Genomic DNA, 19,192 nt, shown 5'->3' with positions numbered 1-19,192 from the left:
GGTGACGTACCGAACGGCGGCCCTGCTCACCGCCACGGCCCTCACGGGGATCCTCGCCGCGACGCCCGCGGTCGCGGCGGAGCCGCACGACGTCCGCCTCGACGGCAGCGGCGAGTGCACCTTCCCGATGAAGAAGCAGATCGAGGGCATCCCCTGGTCGCTCCAGCGGGTGCTGCTCGACGAGCTCTGGCAGGACACCAAGGGCAAGGGCATCCGCGTCGCCGTCATCGACACCGGAGTCGACGACGTCAACCCGCAGCTGAAGACAGCGGTCGACGCCAAGGCGGGCAAGGACTACCTGAAGCCCGACAAGGACAACCCGGGTCCCGGGGACGAGCAGCGCGGCAAGACCGACGGCACGGTGGACGAGGTCGGCCATGGCACCAAGGTCGCCGGCATCATCGCCGCCCGCCCCCGCTCCGGCACCGGCTTCGTCGGGCTCGCCCCCGAGGCGACGATCATCCCGATCCGGCAGAACGACGAGAAGAACAGCGGCAAGTCCGACACGATGGCGCTGGCGATCGACCACGCCGTCGCCAAGGGCGCCCACGTCATCAACATCTCGCAGGACACCACGCAGATCCAGAGCCCGAACTCCTCGATGGGCAAGGCGGTGGCCCGGGCTCTGGAGAGGAACGTCGTCGTCGTCGCCTCCGCGGGCAACGACGGCATGGACGGCAAACTCAAGTTCACCTACCCCGCGGCCTTCCCCGGGGTGCTCGCCGTCGCCTCGTCCGACCGCAACAACGAACGGGCCCCGTTCTCCCAGTCCGGGACCATGGTGGGCGTCGCGGCGCCCGGCGTCGACATGGTCTCCACCGTCCCCGGCGGCGGCCAGTGCGTCGACAACGGCACCAGCTTCTCGGCCCCGTACGTCGCCGGCGTCGCCGCCCTGCTGCGGGCGAAGCACCCGGACTGGAAGCCCGCCCAGGTCGTGGCCCGTATCGAGCAGACCGCCGTACGTTCCGTCAACGGTCGGGACAACCACGTCGGTTGGGGCGTGGTCGACCCGGTCAGGGCACTCGCCGACGGGCCGGAACCGCAGCCGATGGCGCCCACCGAGGACCCCGGGCCGCCGAAGCCGCCGGCACCCGAAGCCGCCCATCTGGCGGTCACGGAGACGCCTCAGGAGCGCACCGAACGACTCGCCACATACGCGCTGGGGATCGGTGGTGTGCTGGTGGCCGTGGTCGCCGGCACGGCCATCGTGATCCGTGACGGCCGGCGGCGCCAGGGGGTCGCCCGATGAGCCGAAACAGTCATGTACCAGTTCGGCCCTTTGCAGTTGGAACTGTCGTACCAAATGGCTAGAGTGACTGTCGGGGGCACGGCAGTGAAGTGACCCTGCACGGGGGCGGCATCAAGAGATTCCCGTCCATATCACGACCGGAAGGCCCGACGGCAGGGACCGTCGAGAGCCACCGAAGGAAGAAGGGGCAAGATGTCGAATCCAAACCTGAACGTAACCAGTGCCGAACAGACCAAGCTGGCCGGCCGGATCCAGGACTTCCACGACGAGATCCAGGCCCGCATCACCTCGCTCAACGGCGTGGTGGACCGCATCCAGGCCGGATGGCAGGGCGCGGCACAGAAGGAGTTCGACCGGGTGCAGGGCGACCTGAACCTGCGCCTGAAGAACATGCGCGTCGAGCTCATCAAGCTCGAGGAGTTCATGCGGATGAGCGCCGACGGCTTCACGGCCGAGGAGGAGGAGCGCATCCGCGGCTTCCGGAAGATGGACGACACCAGCCAGGGCCAGAGCGCCATCCTCGGCATGGCCTGAGCCTCAGGGCCCGTCCACACCTTCTCGCCTTCGCGCATCTCTCACTCCAGGAGCCAAGAACATGACGACTGCCGTCAATTACGACACCGTGACGCAGGCGGCCGGCGACGTCCGTCTCACCGCCTCCCAGCTCTCCCAGAAGCTCTCCGACCTCATGAGGGACGTCAACCGCGTCGCCTCCAACTGGGAGGGTGAGGCCAAGCAGGCCTACCAGGAGAGCCAGAGCCGCATCACCAACGACCAGGCCGCCATCAACCAGGACCTGCAGCGCATCGCGCAGCTGCTCGACGAGTCCGTGATCGGCTACCGCGACACCGACAAGGGCAACGCGGCCCGGTTCCGCATGATGATGTGACATCCCGCGGACAAGCATGAGGGGGTGGCCCGTTCCGTACGGGCCACCCCCTCACGCGTATGCGCCGCGCCTAGCGGAGATCGAACTCCCCGTCACGAGCACCCAGGACGAACGCGTCCCACTCGGCCTTCGTGTACCGCAGCACGGTGCCCTTGTCGAGGGACGACCGCATCGCCACAGCCCCCTCGGGCAGATGGGCGATCTCCACCCGCTCCTCGTCCGGAGAGGTCCCGGGAGGGCCCTGCCACTCGACGTCGGAGATGTCGAGCGCGTAGAGCTCTTCCTTCTGTCGTTCCTTCTCACTGGCGTCGGCCATCGGCGCGATCCTTATCTGTGCTGTGAACGAGCCTCGTGCTGTGATCGAGCGTGTGGATCAGCCTAGTGGCCGAGCCGGCCCCCCGCGGCCCGTACGCAGGAGACGGGAACCCGCACGGAGACCCGACCATCGGGGTTGAGTTCGAGCGCCGGGTCGGGCGGGAACGGCCGGGCCGACTCCGCCCCGTTCACGGGTGGGCACCGGGACGAACCGACCGTCGGCGTCCGTGTGGACGGCGATGTCCGCGCCCTCGTCCGGCAGGTACACCGCCGCCGCCGTGAGCGCCCCGGGAACCGCCTCGCCGGCCCCGGCAGGGGCGGCGGGCCGGCGCACGGTGACCGGGGAGGCGGCGCTTCCGCCGAGCCCCTGAGCACCCGCTCCATGGACTCGCCGCGCGCCTGCCCCCACAGCTCGCCGAAACCCACCGCTCCCTAGTGCTGTTCCGGCAGCCACCCCAGCTGCACCAGCGGCGTCCCGCGCTTGCGGGAGACGAAGGTGCCGCGGCCGGGGGGCATCGGACGGGCGCGGACGTTGCCGAGGATGTCGCCCTCGCCCGGGTCACCGGAGAGGATGACGCCCTGGGCGCCCAGCTCCTTGGCACGCTGCATGAAGGGCTCGTACATCGCCCTCGACGCGCCCGCCGAGCTGCGCGCGACGATGAAGCGGATGCCGACGTCCCGCGCGAACGGCAGGTTCTCCACCAACACCTGGAGCGGGTTGCCCGAGTTCGTCGCCACCAGCTCGAAGTCGTCCACCAGGACGTACAGCTGAGGGCCCGTCCACCAGCTGCGGTCCCGCAGCTGCTGCGGGGTGATGTCGGGCTTCGGTGCCCGCTTCGTCATCACCGTGTTGATGGCGTCCATGTGCATCTGCATGGCGGACGCCATCGGCGCGTACTCGAGCAGGTGCGAGGGCGCGACCGCCTCCAGCATCGTGCGCCGGTAGTCGCCGACCACGATCCGCGCCTGCTCCGGGGTGTACCGCTCGCAGAGCTGCTTGGCGATCAGCCGCAGCAGGCCCGTCTTGCCGGTCTCGCTCTCGCCGAAGATCAGGAAGAACGGGTCCGTCTCGAAGTCGACGAACACCGGCTCCAGGTTCGTCTCGTCGATACCGATCGCGATGCCGTGCTGCGGGTACTCGAAGCCCTTCGGCAGCTGCTCCGCCGGCAGCCGGCGCGGCAGCAGCCGCACCGCCGGAGCGGGCGCGCCCGCCCAGCTGCTCTTCACGGCCTGCACGAACGCGGTCGTGCCCTCCGACAGGTCCACCGACGAGCTCGACCCGTCGATCCGCGGCAGCGCGCCCATGAAGTGCAGCTTCTCCGGCACCTGTCCACGGCCGGGCACGCCCGGCGGGACGTTCGCCGCGACCTTGCGGTCGAACTCGGAGTCCATGACGTCGCCGAGCCGCAGCTCCAGACGCCCCAGCATCTGGTCCTTCAGCGCGGCCCGCACCTCCATGTACCGCGCCGCGGTGATGACCACGTGGATGCCATAGCCCAGACCGCGCGCCGCGATGTCCGAGACGACCGGCTCCAGCCCGTCGTACTCGTTGCGGAAACCGCCCCAGCCGTCGACGATCAGGAAGACGTCTCCCCAGGCCTCGCCGGGCAGTTCACCCGCGGCGCGCTTGCGCCGGTAGGTGGAGATCGAGTCGATCGAGTGCGAGCGGAAGAACTCCTCGCGCCGGTTCAGCACGCCGAGCACCTCCGCGACCGTACGGCGCACCCGCTCGGGGTCCAGCCGGGACGCGACCCCGCCGACATGCGGCAGATCGGCCAGCGACACCATGCCGCCACCACCGAAGTCCAGCGCGTAGAACTGCACTTCGGCAGGGGTATGGGTGAGCGCGAACGACGAGATCAGCGTCCGCATCAGCGTCGACTTGCCGGACTGCGGACCGCCGACCACCATCATGTGGCCCGCCGCGCCGGAGAAGTCCCGGTACAGCACCTCGCGCCGCTGCTCGAAGGGCTTGTCGATGAGGCCGAGCGGCACCGTCAGACCGCCGGGACGGGTGTACTCGGTCGCCGTCAGACCCCGGTCCGCGGTCGGCGCCAGCCCCGGAAGGAGCTGGTCGAGCGACGGCGCCGAGTCCAGCGGCGGCAGCCACACCTGGTGGGCGGGCACGCCCTGCCCCTCCAGCCGGCGCACGATCACGTCGAGGACGGTGTCCGCGAGCGCCTCGTCCTCCTCCTCGCGCTGCGCCGTGAGATACGCCGGGTCGGGCGCCGCGTACACGACCGGAACCGGCGAGGCCGTGAAGACCGCCGGCCGCCGCTCGATCGGCATCTGTCCGGCCGTCAGCCGCGGCCCGCCGGTGCGGTACGTACCGGAGACGTACGCCGCCTTGAACCGGGTCATCTCGTCCGTACCGAACTTCAGATAGCCCGAACCCGGTACCGACGGCAGGTGGTACGCGTCCGGCACACCGATCGCCGTGCGCGACTCGGCCGCCGAGAACGTCCGCAGACCGATCCGGTACGACAGATACGTGTCCAGGCCGCGGAGCTTGCCCTCCTCCAGCCGCTGCGAGGCCAGCAGCAGATGCACACCCAGGGAGCGGCCGATACGGCCGATCTGGATGAACATGTCGATGAAGTCCGGCTTCGCCGTCAGCAGCTCGGAGAACTCGTCGATGACCAGGACCAGCGAGGCCAGCGGCTCCAGCGGGGCACCGGCCGCCCGCGCCTTCTCGTAGTCGTGGATGTTGGCGTAGTTGCCCGCCGAGCGCAGCAGTTCCTGACGGCGCTGCAGTTCACCGCGGATCGCGTCGCCCATGCGGTCCACGAGCGTGAGGTCGTCGGCGAGGTTGGTGATCACGGCAGCGACGTGGGGCATCTGGGACATGCCCGCGAAGGTCGCACCACCCTTGAAGTCCGCGAGTACGAAGTTCAGCGTCTCCGAGGAGTGAGTCACCGCGAGACCGAGGACGAGCGTGCGCAGCAGCTCCGACTTTCCGGAACCGGTCGCACCCACGCACAGACCGTGCGGGCCCATGCCCTCCTGCGCGGCCTCCTTGAGGTCCAGCATGACCGGCTGGCCGTCCTCGCCGACACCGATCGGCACACGCAGCCGCTCCGCCACCGACCGGGGCCGCCAGGTCCGCGCCACGTCCACCGAGGCCGCGTCGCCGAGGTTCAGCAGATCGGTGAAGTCCAGGTTGGCGAGCAGCGGTTCGTCGTCGTCCCCGCCGCCCATCCGCAGCGGCGCGAGCTGCCGCGCCAGCGCCTCGGCGGCCGGCAGCGAGATCCCGTCCGGCAGCCCCTCGTAGGCGAAACCGCCGCCCGACTCCAGACGAAGCCGCCCGGGCCGTACGACGACCGACAGCCCACCGCGCGGCTCGTCGAGCTCACCCGAGACGACCTCGACGATGGTCACGCCCTGCAGCCCCTCGGGCGCCGCGAACAGCGAGTCCGGCGGCACCATTCCGCCGTCGAGGACCACCACGACATGCGGCTGGTCCAGGACCGGCTGGTTGTCGCGGCTGAACCGCGGCCGGCCGTCGAGCCGCGAGCGGATCATCGACTCCAGCTCACCGAGGTCGTCGCCGAACAGCCGCTTGCTGCCCGCGCCGTCGACCTGTCCCGCCACCTGCGTGTGCGGCAGCCACTTCGTCCAGTCCCAGCGCTCCTGCGCGCCCCGGGACGCGACCACGGCCAGCATCAGATCGTCGGGGGAGTGCAGCGTCACCAGCTGGGAGACCATGCCGCGCGCCGCGGCCTGCGCCGCTTCCGGCTCCCCGGAGACCGTCACGTGGTAGAAGGCGCGCATCGAGACCGCCATCGGCAGCCCGTCCAGCGAACCGTGCACGGCCAGGAACTGCTGCATCGCACCCGCGCACAGCGGCTCCAGCTCGTCCACCGGCGCCGTGTCCGGCGCGACCAGGGGCGTCGCCAACTGCTGGGCGCCGAGCCCGATCCGTACCTGCCCGAAGTCCTTGTCGCCCACGCGGCGTTCCCACACCCGCGAGCCCTCGGCCACCACCGACCACAACTGCTCGGGGGCGGGGTGCAGATAGAGCTGCGCGTCGCGCTGCTTGCGCGCGGTGCGCCGGACCGTACGCCGGGTCTGCGCGAGGTATTTGAGGTAGTCCCGCCGGACATCGGCAATTTGCCCCTGCGTACCCTTCCGGAACCGCACGAGCTGCGCGATGACCATCGCGACGGTCGAGACAAGCATCAGGATGCCCATGATGCGCATGAACGGATGCGCCCCAGGCATGAAGAAGAACACCACCGAGGAGCCCATGCCGAGCATCGGCAGGAGCTGCATCAGAATGCCCTCCTGCTGCCCGCGCGGCAGTTCGGGTGGGGACTCCAGGACCAGTTCCTCACTGGGTACTTCCGGAGGAAGCGACCTCGGCGGGCGCTTGACGACGATCTGGCTCACCGGCGCATCAATCCCTTGTTACGGGCGGACTTCGTGCGGGAGTTCCGCACCGGCGCCCCCGTGAGCGACGGCCTCCCCCATGAGACGGCGATCCTACTTGCAGCTACCTGTGCCCGTCCCCGGTAGGGTGGCGCGCGCATTGTGCGCAACCGCGAATCAGGGGGTCCAGACACGTGAGTACGACCGCAGCGACCGGCTTCTGCCGTGTCACCGTCGTGGCGCCGGACAGTCGTATCGACGTCGCGCTCCCGGAGGACATCGCCGTCGCCGACGTCTATCCGGAGATCCTGCGGCTCACCGGCCAGACCCAGTCCGCCGGCACTCCGACCGGCTACCACCTCGTCCGGCGCGACGGCTCGGTCCTCGACGGGGCACGCACCCTCGCCGCCCAGCAGGTCCTCGACGGCGAGGTCCTCTCGCTGCGCCCCTTCGCGCAGTCGCTGCCGCCCGCCGTCTTCGACGACGTCTCCGACGCCGTCGCCTCAGCCGTCACCCGTGACCGGCACCTGTGGAGCGACGACCTGCTGCGCGGCGCCGGACTCGTCGGCGGAGTTCTGCTGCTGGTCCTGATGGGCTTCGTGCTCTGGTTCGCGGATCCCGTGCGCCACGACATGCACAGCCTCCCCGGCATCGTCGCCGGCGCCGCGGGCGTCCTGCTGACCGCCTTCGCCGGCGTGCGGGCCCGCGTCTACGGCGACCGCGCCACCGCCGTCGCCCTCGGCCTCGGCGCCCTCCCGCTGCTGCTCATCGCCGGCTCGGGCATCGTCGGACCCGACGCCGGCCAGGGCCCGGGTCAGCTGCAGTTCCTGCTCGGCTGCGTGACCGTACTGGTCGCCTCCGTCACCCTGGTCGCGCTCACCCCGAGCGGCGACGCGCCCTTCGTCGCGGCGACGTTCCTGGCCACCGTCGGCACCCTCGCCACCTTCCTGGCGATCCTCTCCGAGTCCTCGGCCACCGAGACCGCCGCGGTCTGTGCCCCGGTCGCCGTCGGCCTGGTCGCCTTCCTGCCCGGCCTCTCCGCCCGCTTCGCCCGGCTGCCCATCGGCTACGCCTCCCCGCGCAGCGCCACCGACGACGAGTTCCACGCCGACCCCAACCAGACCCCCGACGATGCGCAGCCCGTCGACGGCGAGCGCATCGCCCTCCAGGCCCGGCGCGGCCACGAGATGCTCCTCGGCCTCGTCGGCGGCTGCGCCGCCGTCGTCGTCGGCTCCGCCGCGGTCCTCGGCTTCGCCGGGAACGTCTGGGGCCAGCTCCTCGCTCTCGCCTCCGGCCTCGCGATGCTGCTGCGGGCCCGGCTCTTCCGCTACACCTCGCAGGTCGCCTGTGTCCTGGTCGCCGGCATCGCCGCGATCGCCCTGCTGATCCTCGGCCTCTCCCTGAACCCGCCGGCCGACCTGGTCAAGGACCTGCTGATCTATGGCGACCGCGGCGGCCTGGACATCCGTACGATCTGGCTCACCGTCGCCGTCGCCGCGGGTGCCGCCCTGGTCACCGCGATCGGCCTGATCATCCCGAGGAAGGGCCTCTCGCCCTTCTGGGGCCGCCTCCTCGACCTGACCGAGGGCTTCGTCCTGCTCTCCCTCGTCCCGCTCTGCCTGGCCGTCCTGGACGTCTTCATGGCGGCACGCTCCCTCACCAGTAAGTAAGGGGCACTCCGGACAGCTGGTACGCTGTGTGACGGCCGTCTGTGTACGCGCTCCCGGAATTCTCTGGAAGCAGCGCTCATCGGTCCTTCGCCTCCGAGTCACGGAAGCTCCCCTGAGAACGAGACCAGGGGCACTCGTGGGCGCATCGAACACCAAGAGGAGTACCGAGTGTCTCTCGACGCCGCTACGAAGAAGCAGATTTTCGCCGAGTTCGGCCAGAAGGAGGGCGACACCGGCTCCCCCGAGGTTCAGGTTGCGATGCTCTCCCGCCGCATCTCGGACCTCACCGAGCACCTCAAGCAGCACAAGCACGACCACCACTCCCGTCGTGGTCTGCTGATCCTGGTCGGCCAGCGTCGCCGCCTGCTGCAGTACCTGGCCAAGAAGGACATCCAGCGCTTCCGTGCCCTGGTCGACCGCCTCGGCATCCGCCGCGGTGCGGCCGGCGGCGCCAAGTAAGGACGCCGTGAAGGGAGCGGTTCCCACGTTTAGGGGGCCGCTCCCTTTGCTGTACGTGCGCGATGTACCGACCGGCACTTAGTCTGGTCGGACAACGCCACATCATGAGCGAGAGGCCGCCGGCACGCCGCCGGTCCTCGGTAGTGGCCCCCGGACCCCACAATCCCCGGGTGCTTCGATCGAAGACCGGCCCGCACCCGAAGGCGCGCTTCTCCTCCACCACCGTCCCCGGCCACACGGGCCGACGGACGAAAAGACGAACACGTAGGAGAAACCGCTAGTGGAGAACGAGACCCACTACGCCGAGGCCGTCATCGACAACGGCACCTTCGGCACCCGCACCATCCGCTTCGAGACGGGCCGCCTGGCCAAGCAGGCCGCCGGCTCCGCCGTGGCGTACCTGGACGACGACACGATGGTCCTTTCGGCCACCACCGCGTCCAAGAAGCCCAAGGACCAGCTCGACTTCTTCCCCCTGACGGTGGACGTCGAGGAGCGGATGTACGCGGCCGGCAAGATCCCCGGCTCCTTCTTCCGCCGGGAAGGCCGCCCCTCCGAGGACGCGATCCTCACCTGTCGCCTGATCGACCGGCCGCTGCGCCCCTCCTTCAAGAAGGGCCTGCGCAACGAGATCCAGATCGTCGAGACGATCATGGCGCTCAACCCCGATCACCTCTACGACGTGGTCGCCATCAACGCCGCCTCCTGCTCCACGCAGCTGGCCGGCCTGCCCTTCTCCGGCCCGATCGGCGGCACCCGTGTCGCGCTGATCAAGGGCCAGTGGGTCGCGTTCCCGACGCACACCGAGCTCGAGGACGCCGTCTTCGACATGGTCGTCGCCGGTCGCGTCCTGGAGGACGGCGACGTCGCGATCATGATGGTCGAGGCCGAGGCCACCGAGAAGACGATCGAGCTCGTCAAGGGCGGCGCCGAGGCGCCGACCGAGGAGGTCGTCGCCGCCGGTCTCGAGGCCGCGAAGCCGTTCATCAAGGTCCTCTGCAAGGCCCAGTCGGACCTCGCCGCCAAGGCCGCCAAGCCCACCGGCGAGTTCCCGGTCTACCTCGACTACCAGGACGACGTCCTGGAGGCGCTCACCGCCGCGGTCAAGAGCGAGCTCGCCCAGGCGCTCACCATCGCCGGCAAGCAGGAGCGCGAGGCCGAGCTCGACCGCGTCAAGGAGCTCGCCGCCGAGAAGCTCCTCCCGGCCTTCGAGGGCCGCGAGAAGGAGATCTCCGGCGCCTACCGCGCGCTGACCAAGAAGCTGGTCCGCGAGCGGATCATCAAGGACAAGGTCCGCATCGACGGCCGCGGCATCACGGACATCCGTACGCTCGCCGCCGAGGTCGAGGCCATCCCGCGCGTGCACGGCTCGGCGCTCTTCGAGCGTGGCGAGACCCAGATCCTGGGCGTCACCACCCTCAACATGCTCCGTATGGAGCAGCAGCTGGACACCCTCTCCCCGGTGACCCGCAAGCGCTACATGCACAACTACAACTTCCCGCCGTACTCCGTCGGTGAGACCGGCCGCGTGGGCTCGCCCAAGCGCCGCGAGATCGGCCACGGAGCGCTCGCCGAGCGCGCCATCGTGCCGGTGCTGCCGACGCGCGAGGAGTTCCCCTACGCGATCCGCCAGGTGTCCGAGGCTCTCGGCTCCAACGGCTCGACGTCCATGGGCTCGGTCTGCGCCTCCACCATGTCGCTGCTGAACGCCGGTGTGCCGCTCAAGGCCCCCGTCGCCGGTATCGCCATGGGTCTGATCTCCGAGGAGATCGACGGCAAGACCCACTACGTCGCCCTCACCGACATCCTCGGTGCGGAGGACGCCTTCGGCGACATGGACTTCAAGGTCGCCGGTACGAAGACCTTCGTCACCGCGCTCCAGCTCGACACCAAGCTCGACGGCATCCCCGCCTCGGTCCTGGCCGCCGCGCTGAAGCAGGCCCGTGACGCGCGTCTGCACATCCTCGACGTGATGAACGAGGCGATCGACGTTCCGGACGAGATGTCCCCGAACGCGCCGCGCATCATCACCGTCAAGATCCCGGTGGACAAGATCGGTGAGGTCATCGGCCCCAAGGGCAAGATGATCAACCAGATCCAGGAGGACACCGGCGCCGACATCACGATCGAGGACGACGGCACCATCTACATCGGTGCCGCCCAGGGCTCGCAGGCCGAGGCCGCCCGCGCCACGATCAACGGCATCGCCAACCCGACCATGCCGGAGGTCGGCGAGCGCTACCTGGGTACGGTCGTCAAGACCACCACCTTCGGTGCCTTCGTCTCCCTCATGCCCGGCAAGGACGGTCTGCTGCACATCTCGCAGATCCGCAAGCTCGCCGGTGGCAAGCGCGTGGAGAACGTCGAGGACGTGCTCGCGGTCGGCGCCAAGGTCCAGGTCGAGATCGCCGAGATCGACCAGCGCGGCAAGCTCTCCCTCGTCCCCGTCATGGCGGACGAAGAGAACGCCGCCGAGGACAAGAAGGACGACACCGACCAGTGACGTCCCGTAGTTCCCGTGTGACGGCCCGCCCCTCTTCGGAGGGGCGGGCCGTCGCCCGTACCCAAACGCTTCTCCCGGGCAAGGACGGCATCGGCACGGTCCGCCGCACCACCCTCCCCGGCGGCCTGCGGATCGTCACCGAGACGCTGCCCTCCGTGCGCTCCGCCACCTTCGGCATCTGGGCGAACGTCGGCTCCCGCGACGAGACGCCCGCGCTCAACGGCGCCACGCACTATCTGGAGCACCTCCTCTTCAAGGGCACCGCGCGACGCAGCGCCCTCGACATCTCCGCCACGCTCGACGCGGTCGGCGGCGAGATGAACGCCTTCACGGCGAAGGAGTACACCTGCTACTACGCGCGGGTCCTCGACACCGACCTGCCGCTCGCGATCGATGTCGTCTGCGACATGCTGACCGGCTCGCTGATCCTCGAAGAGGACGTGGACGCCGAGCGCGGCGTCATCCTCGAAGAGATCGCGATGACCGAGGACGACCCGGGCGACGTCGTGCACGACCTGTTCGCGCAGACCATGTTCGGCGACACCCCGCTGGGCCGCCCGGTCCTCGGCACGGTCGACACCATCAACGCCCTCGACCGCGGCCGGATCGCCCGCTTCTACAAGAAGCACTACGACCCGACCCATCTGGTCGTCGCCGCCGCGGGCAACATCGACCACGCCACGGTCGTACGCCAGGTCCGCCGCGCCTTCGAGAAGGCCGGCGCCCTCTCCCGTACGGACGCCCGCCCGGTCGCCCCCCGCGACGGCCGGCGCACGATCCGCACCGCGGGCCGCGTCGAGGTCCTGGGCCGCAAGACCGAGCAGGCGCACGTCGTCCTCGGTATGCCGGGTCTGGCCCGCACCGACGAGCGCCGCTGGGCGCTCGGCGTGCTGAACACGGCACTCGGCGGCGGGATGTCCTCCCGTCTCTTCCAGGAGGTCCGCGAGAAGCGCGGCCTGGCCTACAGCGTGTACTCGTACACCTCGGGCTTCGCCGACTGCGGCCTCTTCGGCGTGTACGCGGGCTGCCGCCCCAACCAGGTCCACGACGTGCTGAAGATCTGCCGGGACGAGCTCGACAAGGTCGCCTCCGACGGACTGACCGACGACGAGATCACCCGCGCCATCGGCCAGCTCTCCGGCTCGACCGTCCTCGGCCTGGAGGACACCGGCGCGCTGATGAACCGCATCGGCAAGAGCGAGCTGTGCTGGGGAACCCAGATGTCCGTCGACGACATGCTCGCCCGGATCGCCTCGGTCACCCCGGACGAGGTCCGCGAGGTCGCCCGTGATGTGCTCGGACAGCGCCCCTCGCTGTCCGTCATAGGGCCGCTGAAGGACAAGCAGGCGGCACGCCTGCACGAATCCGTCTCCTAGAGAGAGTTCAGAGAGCAATGAGCAAGCTGCGCGTGGCGGTCCTCGGAGCCCAGGGCCGCATCGGTTCCGAGGCGGTACGGGCCGTCGAGGCCGCCGAGGACATGGAACTGGTCGCGGCGCTCGGCCGCGGCGACAAGCTGGAGACGCTCGCCGACGCGGGCGCCCAGGTCGCGGTCGAACTGACCACCCCGGCCTCGGTGATGGACAACCTCGACTACTGCGTGAGCCACGGCATCCACGCGGTCGTCGGCACCACCGGCTGGACCGAGGAGCGCCTCGCGCAGCTGAACACCTGGCTCGCCGCCTCCCCGGAGACCGGCGTCCTGATCGCCCCGAACTTCTCCATCGGCGCTGTTCTGACGATGAAGTTCGCCCAGATCGCCGCTCCGTACTTCGAGTCCGTCGAGGTCGTCGAACTGCACCACCCCAACAAGGTCGACGCCCCCAGCGGCACCGCCACCCGGACCGCCCAGCTGATCGCCGCGGCCCGGGCCGAGGCCGGCCTCGGCGCCCAGCCGGACGCCACGGCGACCGCCCTGGACGGTGCGCGTGGCGCCGACGTCGACGGCGTTCCGGTGCACGCCGTACGCCTGCGTGGCCTGTTGGCCCACCAGGAGGTGCTGCTCGGTGGCGAGGGCGAGACCCTGACCGTCCGTCACGACTCTCTGCACCACTCCAGCTTCATGCCGGGCATCCTCCTGGGCGCCCGCCGCGTGGTCACCACTCCCGGCCTCACCTTCGGCCTGGAGCACTTCCTGGACCTGGGCTGACGGCCATGGGCGGAAAGATCACGTACGTCTTCCTCGCCACCGTCCTCGTCCTCGTCTTCGGCGTGGTCGCGATGGAGGGCGTCCTGCTCCTGCTGACCGGCGAACCGGCCGCCATGGGCATGGGCGCGGTCGCGTTCCTGCTGCCCTTCGTGGGCGGCTGGTTCCTCTGGAAGAACACCGCCTTCGCACGGAACGCGCAGCGGCTCGCCCGCGAGCTGGAGGCCGAAGACGGCCTGCCCGTGGACGAGTTGAAGCGCACGGCCGGCGGCCGGATCGACCGGGACTCGGCCGACGAGGTCTTCGCGAAGCGGCGTGCCGAGACCGAGGACTCCCCGGACGACTGGCGTTGCTGGTTCCGGCTCGCGGTCGCCTATCACGACGCCCGCGACACCCCGCGCGCCCGCAAGGCGATGCAGCGTGCGATCGCCCTCCACGAGGGCCGCACGATCAACGCGTAGCGGGTCGGTCAGCTCAACGCGAGGCGTGGGCGCCGTACTCGGCGTTCCACGCCTCGACCGTGTCGGCCGCGCGGTCGAAGGCCTCGATGCGGGAGAGGAAGTCGGCGTTGTGGTCGGTGAGCAGCGTGATCTGCTCACCACCCTGCCGTACGAGAGTCAGCGCCTGGCCCTGCACGGTGCGGGGCAACCCCAGCCACCGCACGGGCTGCTGCACCGTGCGCAGCTCCGTCACCTGGGGCCATGCCACGGTCGCCGTCGTGAAGAAGCCGACCCGGCGCACGCCATGACGGCTGACCCAGGTGCCCACGCGCAGCGCCCGCAGCGCACAGACGATGATCGCCGCGGCGAGCCCGAAGGTCGCGAGGGCACCACCCGGGGCCGCAGCCGCGGCGATGATCACCGCGGCGAAGAGCACGAACGACGCGAGCAGCAGCGCGAGCGCGGCCGCCCCCACCCGCCAGGGTCCCGGCCGGTAGGGACGACGCCACTCGTCGTGGTCGTCGTACGGCAGCGCGACGTCGTCGGTCGCGTCAAAAGCGCGGTCGGCCGTCAGAAAAGGCAGGGGCACGACTGATCCTCACTCACAAGCACGCTCGAAGGGGCTGTGCCCGGTGAGGCTACCCAGGTGGTCTCGACCGGGCCACCCCAGGGGGCCGTACTGCTCAACGGCTGTCGGAAGCCTCGGACTGCTGCCGGTGGCCCTCGGCCGCACCCGACTGCATCGACGGGATTCCGAAGAGCAGCGATCCGACCAGACCGGCCACGACGGTCAGCCCGACAAGCGTACGGCCCGCGACCTCGGAGACGCTGAGGCGCTCCCTTGGCGGCGGAGTGACGTTACTGCGGAAGCGGTCGGCATCAGCGACGAACGCGAACGGGACAGCTTCTCGCCGGCCAAACATGAGGGCCACTCTCCTTGGAGCTCTGTGGTGTGAGGTGTCACAGAGAGAGACGAGCAAAGTCACCATTCGGTGCCCGATTTCCCCGAATTGGCCAAAGAAAGTGGTCCGGGCGGGTGTGGGAGCAGGTGACGGACTCCGCTGTCAGTGGCTCCCCGTAGAGTGGGCGCCGCCCGAGCGACGCACTTTGGAAGGACCCCGCCGGTGACCGACACCCCCGCAGCAGACCTCAAGCCCAGCTTCCGCAGCGATGTGACCGTCGAGCTGGTGAAGCACAGCGCCGCCGACTCGGACGTGCTGTGGGCGGCCCGCGTCTCCACGGCGGGGGAGCAGTCGCTCGACGAGCTGCAGAAGGACCCCGAGCGGTCCAAGGGGCTCATCAACTACCTGATGCGGGACCGGCACGGCAGCCCCTTCGAGCACAACTCGATGACGTTCTTCATCAGCGCCCCGATCTTCGTGTTCCGCGAGTTCATGCGCCACCGCGTCGGATGGTCGTACAACGAGGAATCGGGTCGCTACAGGGAGCTGGAGCCGGTCTTCTACGTTCCGGACGCCTCCCGGAAGCTGGTCCAGGAGGGCCGCCCGGGCAAGTACGTCTTCGTCGAGGGCAGCGAGGCCCAGCAGGAGCTCACCGGCCGCGTCATGGAGGACTCGTACATCCAGGCGTACGCGGCCTACCAGGAGATGCTCGCCGCCGGAGTCGCCCGCGAGGTCGCCCGCGCGGTCCTCCCCGTCGGCCTGTTCTCCTCGATGTACGCCACGTGCAACGCACGCTCGCTGATGCACTTCCTCGGCCTGCGCACCCAGCACGAGCTGGCCAAGGTTCCGTCCTTCCCGCAGCGGGAGATCGAGATGGTCGGCGAGAAGATGGAGCAGCACTGGGCGCAGCTCATGCCGCTGACCTATGCCGCGTTCAACAAGAACGGCCGTGTGGCCCCTTAAAGCACAGATGTACGATCCCGTCACGCGAAGTGTCCGTATTGCGACGTTTCACGAAGTTCATCTAGGCTGATCAAACGGACCCGGCACTGCTTGAACCCCCGAGCAGGCAGTGCCGGGCTCCTTTCACACGTCCCCCGAGGGGGCACCGGGCGCTGAGCAGCGAGTAGCGTGTTACCCATGGCTCCGATCTCCACTCCGCAGACCCCCTTCGGGCGGGTCCTCACCGCCATGGTCACGCCCTTCACGGCTGACGGCGCACTCGACCTCGACGGTGCCCAGCGACTCGCCGCCCATCTGGTGGACGCAGGCAACGACGGCCTCGTCATCAACGGCACCACCGGCGAGTCCCCGACCACCAGCGACGCGGAGAAATCGGAGCTGGTACGAGCCGTACTGGACGCGGTCGGAGACCGCGCCCATGTCATCGCCGGTATCGGCACCAACGACACCCACCACTCGATCGAGCTCGCCCGCACCGCCGAGCGCGACGGCGCGCACGGCCTGCTCGCCGTCACGCCGTACTACAACAAGCCCCCGCAAGAGGGCCTGTACCGGCACTTCTCGGCCATCGCCGACGCCACCGAGCTCCCGGTGATGCTCTACGACATCCCCGGCCGCAGCGGCGTCCCGATCGACACCGAGACGATCGTCCGCCTCGCCGAGCACCCCCGGATCGTCGCGAACAAGGACGCCAAGGGCGACCTCGGACGTGCCAGCTGGGCCATCGCCCGATCCGGCCTCGCCTGGTACTCCGGCGATGACATGCTGAACCTGCCGCTGCTCTCCGTGGGCGCCTGCGGCTTCGTCTCCGTCGTCGGCCACGTCGTGACCCCCGAGCTGCGCGCACTCCTGGACGCCCACCTGAACGGCGAGGTCCAGAAGGCCACCGAGATCCACCAGCGGCTCCTGCCGATCTACACGGGCATGTTCCGCACACAGGGCGTCATGACCACCAAGGCCGCCCTCGCCCTCCAGGGACTCCCGGCCGGCCCGCTGCGCCTGCCCCTCGTGGAGCTTTCGCCGGAGGAAACCGTCCAGCTCAAGCTCGATCTCGCCGCCGGCGGGGTACAGCTGTAACAACAGACTTCATAACTGAATATCCGATCGGTGAACGATCGACTGACAACAGCAAGTGCACGAATGTCATGCGCGCCACGTGCCCAAGCGGTACGTGGCGCGTGTGGTGAGGAGAGTCTTTTGAGTCATCCGCATCCTGAACTCGGCGCCCCGCCGAAGCTGCCCAAGGGCGGCCTGCGCGTCACTCCGCTCGGTGGGCTCGGTGAGATCGGCCGGAACATGACGGTCTTCGAGTTCGAAGGCCGGCTGCTGATCGTCGACTGTGGCGTCCTCTTCCCCGAGGAGGAGCAGCCCGGCATCGACCTGATCCTGCCCGACTTCACCACCATCCGGGACCGCCTCGACGACGTCGAGGGCATCGTGCTGACGCACGGCCACGAGGACCACATCGGCGGCGTCCCGTACCTCCTCCGGCTCAAGCCGGACATCCCGCTCATCGGCTCCAAGCTGACCCTCGCCCTGATCGAGGCGAAGCTGCAGGAGCACCGGATCCGTCCCTACACCCTCGAGGTGAAGGAAGGCGACCGGGAGAACCTGGGCCCCTTCGACTGCGAGTTCATCGCGGTCAACCACTCCATCCCGGACGCGCTCGCGGTCGCCATCCGCACCCCCGCGGGCATGGCCGTCGCCACCGGCGACTTCAAGATGGACCAGCTCCCGATGGACGGTCGGCTCACCGACCTGCACGCGTTCGCGCGGCTCAGCGAGGAGGGCATCGACCTCCTGCTGTCCGACTCGACGAACGCCGAGGTCCCAGGCTTCGTCCCGCCGGAGAAGGACATCTCCAACGTCCTGCGGAACGTCTTCGCGAACGCCCAGAAGCGGATCATCGTGGCGAGCTTCGCCAGCCACGTCCACCGCATCCAGCAGATCCTCGACGCCGCCCACGAGTACGGCCGCCGTGTGGCCTTCGTCGGCCGCTCGATGGTCCGCAACATGGGCATCGCCCGCGACCTGGGCTACCTCCGCGTCCCGGCCGGCCTGGTCGTCGACGTGAAGACCCTCGACGACCTGCCGGACGACGAGGTCGTGCTGGTCTGCACGGGTTCCCAGGGCGAGCCCATGGCCGCGCTGTCCCGGATGGCCAACCGCGACCACCAGATCCGGATCGTCCAGGGCGACACCGTGATCCTGGCGTCCTCGCTGATCCCGGGCAACGAGAACGCGGTGTACCGCGTGATCAACGGCCTGACCCGCTGGGGTGCCAACGTCATCCACAAGGGCAACGCCAAGGTCCACGTCTCGGGCCACGCCTCGGCAGGCGAGCTGCTGTACTTCTACAACATCTGCAAGCCGAAGAACCTGATGCCGGTCCACGGCGAATGGCGCCACCTGCGCGCCAACGCCGAACTCGGCGCGATGACGGGTGTCCCCAAGGACCACATCGTCATCGCCGAGGACGGCGTCGTCGTCGACCTGGTCGACGGCAAGGCGCGGATCGTCGGCAAGGTCCAGGCCGGCTATGTGTACGTCGACGGTCTCTCGGTCGGCGATGTCACCGAGGCCTCCCTGAAGGACCGCCGCATCCTCGGCGACGAGGGCATCATCTCGGTCTTCGTGGTGGTCGACTCCTCCACGGGCAAGATCGTGAGCGGCCCGAACATCCACGCCCGCGGCTCCGGCATCGAGGACTCGGCGTTCGACGCCGTCATCCCGAAGGTCGAGCAGGCCCTGAACAAGTCGGCCCAGGACGGTGTGGTCGAGCCCCATCAGCTGCAGCAGCTGATCCGCCGTTCGGTCGGCAAGTGGGTCTCGGACACGTACCGCCGGCGTCCGATGATCCTCCCGGTCGTCGTGGAGGTCTGAGCAGCTCGCGCTGCCTGACCAGCGTCAACCCGGAGCGGGGCGCCTCGATTTGCATCGGGGCGCCCCGCTCCAGTACGTTTACGGCTCCGCCAGCAAGGGAACCCGGCACCTTCGTGTGCCTGAACGGGTGACCGGAAGGGGCGGGGAATTCGACTCAGAACTTCTGATAAAGTCGGATCAACGCCGGAAAGCAGATCGGGAAAAACCGAGAAGCCGGAAAGCACCGAGGAAATCGGATCAGAAAGATCTGATAGAGTCGGAAACGCAAGACCGAAGGGAAAAGCCCGGAGGAAAGCCCGAGAGGGTGAGTACGAAGGAAGCGTCCGTTCCTTGAGAACTCAACAGCGTGCCAAAAATCAACGCCAGATTAGTTGATACCCCGTCCATCTTCGGATGGCGAGGTTCCTT

Annotated in this window: 16 protein-coding genes; 12 read left to right on the top strand and 4 right to left on the bottom strand. The window is 69.2% G+C overall.

What is annotated here, in order from left to right:
- Position 1: 1 nt before the first annotated feature.
- The 3 genes from mycP (at position 2) to ACZ561_RS26080 (ending at position 2,138) form a co-directional block, all read left to right on the top strand.
- Entirely contained in the window at positions 2-1,249 is a 1,248-nt protein-coding gene (gene mycP / locus ACZ561_RS26090) for a type VII secretion-associated serine protease mycosin (RefSeq protein ID WP_470999365.1), read from the top strand.
- Between the two features lie 192 nt (positions 1,250-1,441).
- Positions 1,442-1,783: a WXG100 family type VII secretion target gene (locus ACZ561_RS26085; protein ID WP_376443621.1), complete on the top strand. Its 342-nt coding sequence runs from the start codon at positions 1,442-1,444 to the stop codon at positions 1,781-1,783.
- A 61-nt stretch (positions 1,784-1,844) separates the two neighbouring features.
- Complete coding sequence (locus tag ACZ561_RS26080) at positions 1,845-2,138, top strand: WXG100 family type VII secretion target (RefSeq protein WP_470999363.1); 294 nt, start codon at positions 1,845-1,847, stop codon at positions 2,136-2,138.
- 70 nt (positions 2,139-2,208) lie between these two features.
- On the opposite strand, the gene ACZ561_RS26075 is transcribed toward ACZ561_RS26080, so the two are convergent.
- Positions 2,209-2,454, bottom strand: coding sequence for a DUF397 domain-containing protein (locus tag ACZ561_RS26075; RefSeq protein WP_376443616.1), 246 nt, complete (start codon positions 2,452-2,454; stop codon positions 2,209-2,211).
- A gap of 431 nt (positions 2,455-2,885) precedes the next feature.
- On the bottom strand, positions 2,886-6,842 hold the full coding sequence (eccCa, locus tag ACZ561_RS26070; protein WP_470999361.1) for a type VII secretion protein EccCa: 3,957 nt from the start codon (positions 6,840-6,842) through the stop codon (positions 2,886-2,888).
- Positions 6,843-7,015: 173 nt separating this feature from the next.
- On the opposite strand from eccCa, the gene eccD reads away from it, so the two are divergent.
- The 6 genes from eccD to ACZ561_RS26040 all read left to right on the top strand — a co-directional run bounded on the left by eccD (position 7,016) and on the right by ACZ561_RS26040 (position 14,057).
- Entirely contained in the window at positions 7,016-8,491 is a 1,476-nt protein-coding gene (eccD, locus tag ACZ561_RS26065; protein ID WP_470999359.1) for a type VII secretion integral membrane protein EccD, read from the top strand.
- 168 nt (positions 8,492-8,659) lie between these two features.
- Positions 8,660-8,950, top strand: a complete 291-nt coding sequence (gene rpsO, locus ACZ561_RS26060) for a 30S ribosomal protein S15 (protein ID WP_147979976.1) — start codon at positions 8,660-8,662, stop codon at positions 8,948-8,950.
- 280 nt (positions 8,951-9,230) lie between these two features.
- Positions 9,231-11,453: a polyribonucleotide nucleotidyltransferase gene (locus ACZ561_RS26055; RefSeq protein ID WP_376443607.1), complete on the top strand. Its 2,223-nt coding sequence runs from the start codon at positions 9,231-9,233 to the stop codon at positions 11,451-11,453.
- On the top strand, positions 11,450-12,829 hold the full coding sequence (locus ACZ561_RS26050; protein ID WP_470999356.1) for a M16 family metallopeptidase: 1,380 nt from the start codon (positions 11,450-11,452) through the stop codon (positions 12,827-12,829). Before ACZ561_RS26055 ends, ACZ561_RS26050 begins: the two co-directional genes overlap by 4 nt.
- A gap of 17 nt (positions 12,830-12,846) precedes the next feature.
- Positions 12,847-13,599, top strand: coding sequence for a 4-hydroxy-tetrahydrodipicolinate reductase (gene dapB, locus ACZ561_RS26045; protein WP_376443601.1), 753 nt, complete (start codon positions 12,847-12,849; stop codon positions 13,597-13,599).
- A gap of 5 nt (positions 13,600-13,604) precedes the next feature.
- Entirely contained in the window at positions 13,605-14,057 is a 453-nt protein-coding gene (locus ACZ561_RS26040) for a hypothetical protein (RefSeq protein ID WP_470999354.1), read from the top strand.
- 13 nt (positions 14,058-14,070) lie between these two features.
- Here the strand turns inward: ACZ561_RS26040 and ACZ561_RS26035 are convergent, their stop codons facing one another.
- Together ACZ561_RS26035 and ACZ561_RS26030 are read right to left on the bottom strand one after the other, a co-directional pair.
- A complete protein-coding gene (locus ACZ561_RS26035; protein ID WP_470999352.1) occupies positions 14,071-14,625 on the bottom strand; it encodes a hypothetical protein in 555 nt (184 codons plus the stop codon).
- Between the two features lie 94 nt (positions 14,626-14,719).
- Positions 14,720-14,959: a hypothetical protein gene (locus ACZ561_RS26030; protein ID WP_376443594.1), complete on the bottom strand. Its 240-nt coding sequence runs from the start codon at positions 14,957-14,959 to the stop codon at positions 14,720-14,722.
- Positions 14,960-15,160: 201 nt separating this feature from the next.
- Here ACZ561_RS26030 and thyX point away from each other — a divergent pair, with 201 nt between their 5' ends.
- From thyX to ACZ561_RS26015, 3 genes are all read left to right on the top strand, one after another.
- Positions 15,161-15,901, top strand: coding sequence for an FAD-dependent thymidylate synthase (gene thyX, locus ACZ561_RS26025; RefSeq protein ID WP_376443591.1), 741 nt, complete (start codon positions 15,161-15,163; stop codon positions 15,899-15,901).
- A 177-nt stretch (positions 15,902-16,078) separates the two neighbouring features.
- Positions 16,079-16,978 (top strand): 4-hydroxy-tetrahydrodipicolinate synthase, encoded by a 900-nt coding sequence (gene dapA / locus ACZ561_RS26020; RefSeq protein WP_470999349.1) that lies wholly within the window; start codon positions 16,079-16,081, stop codon positions 16,976-16,978.
- Between the two features lie 120 nt (positions 16,979-17,098).
- Entirely contained in the window at positions 17,099-18,784 is a 1,686-nt protein-coding gene (locus tag ACZ561_RS26015) for a ribonuclease J (RefSeq protein ID WP_470999347.1), read from the top strand.
- Positions 18,785-19,192 lie beyond the last annotated feature (408 nt).

This window comes from Streptomyces sp. NPDC039609 (assembly GCF_055596705.1).
Note: the sequence above shows the minus strand (reverse complement) of the source record. Positions and strands in the feature narration are given on the sequence as shown.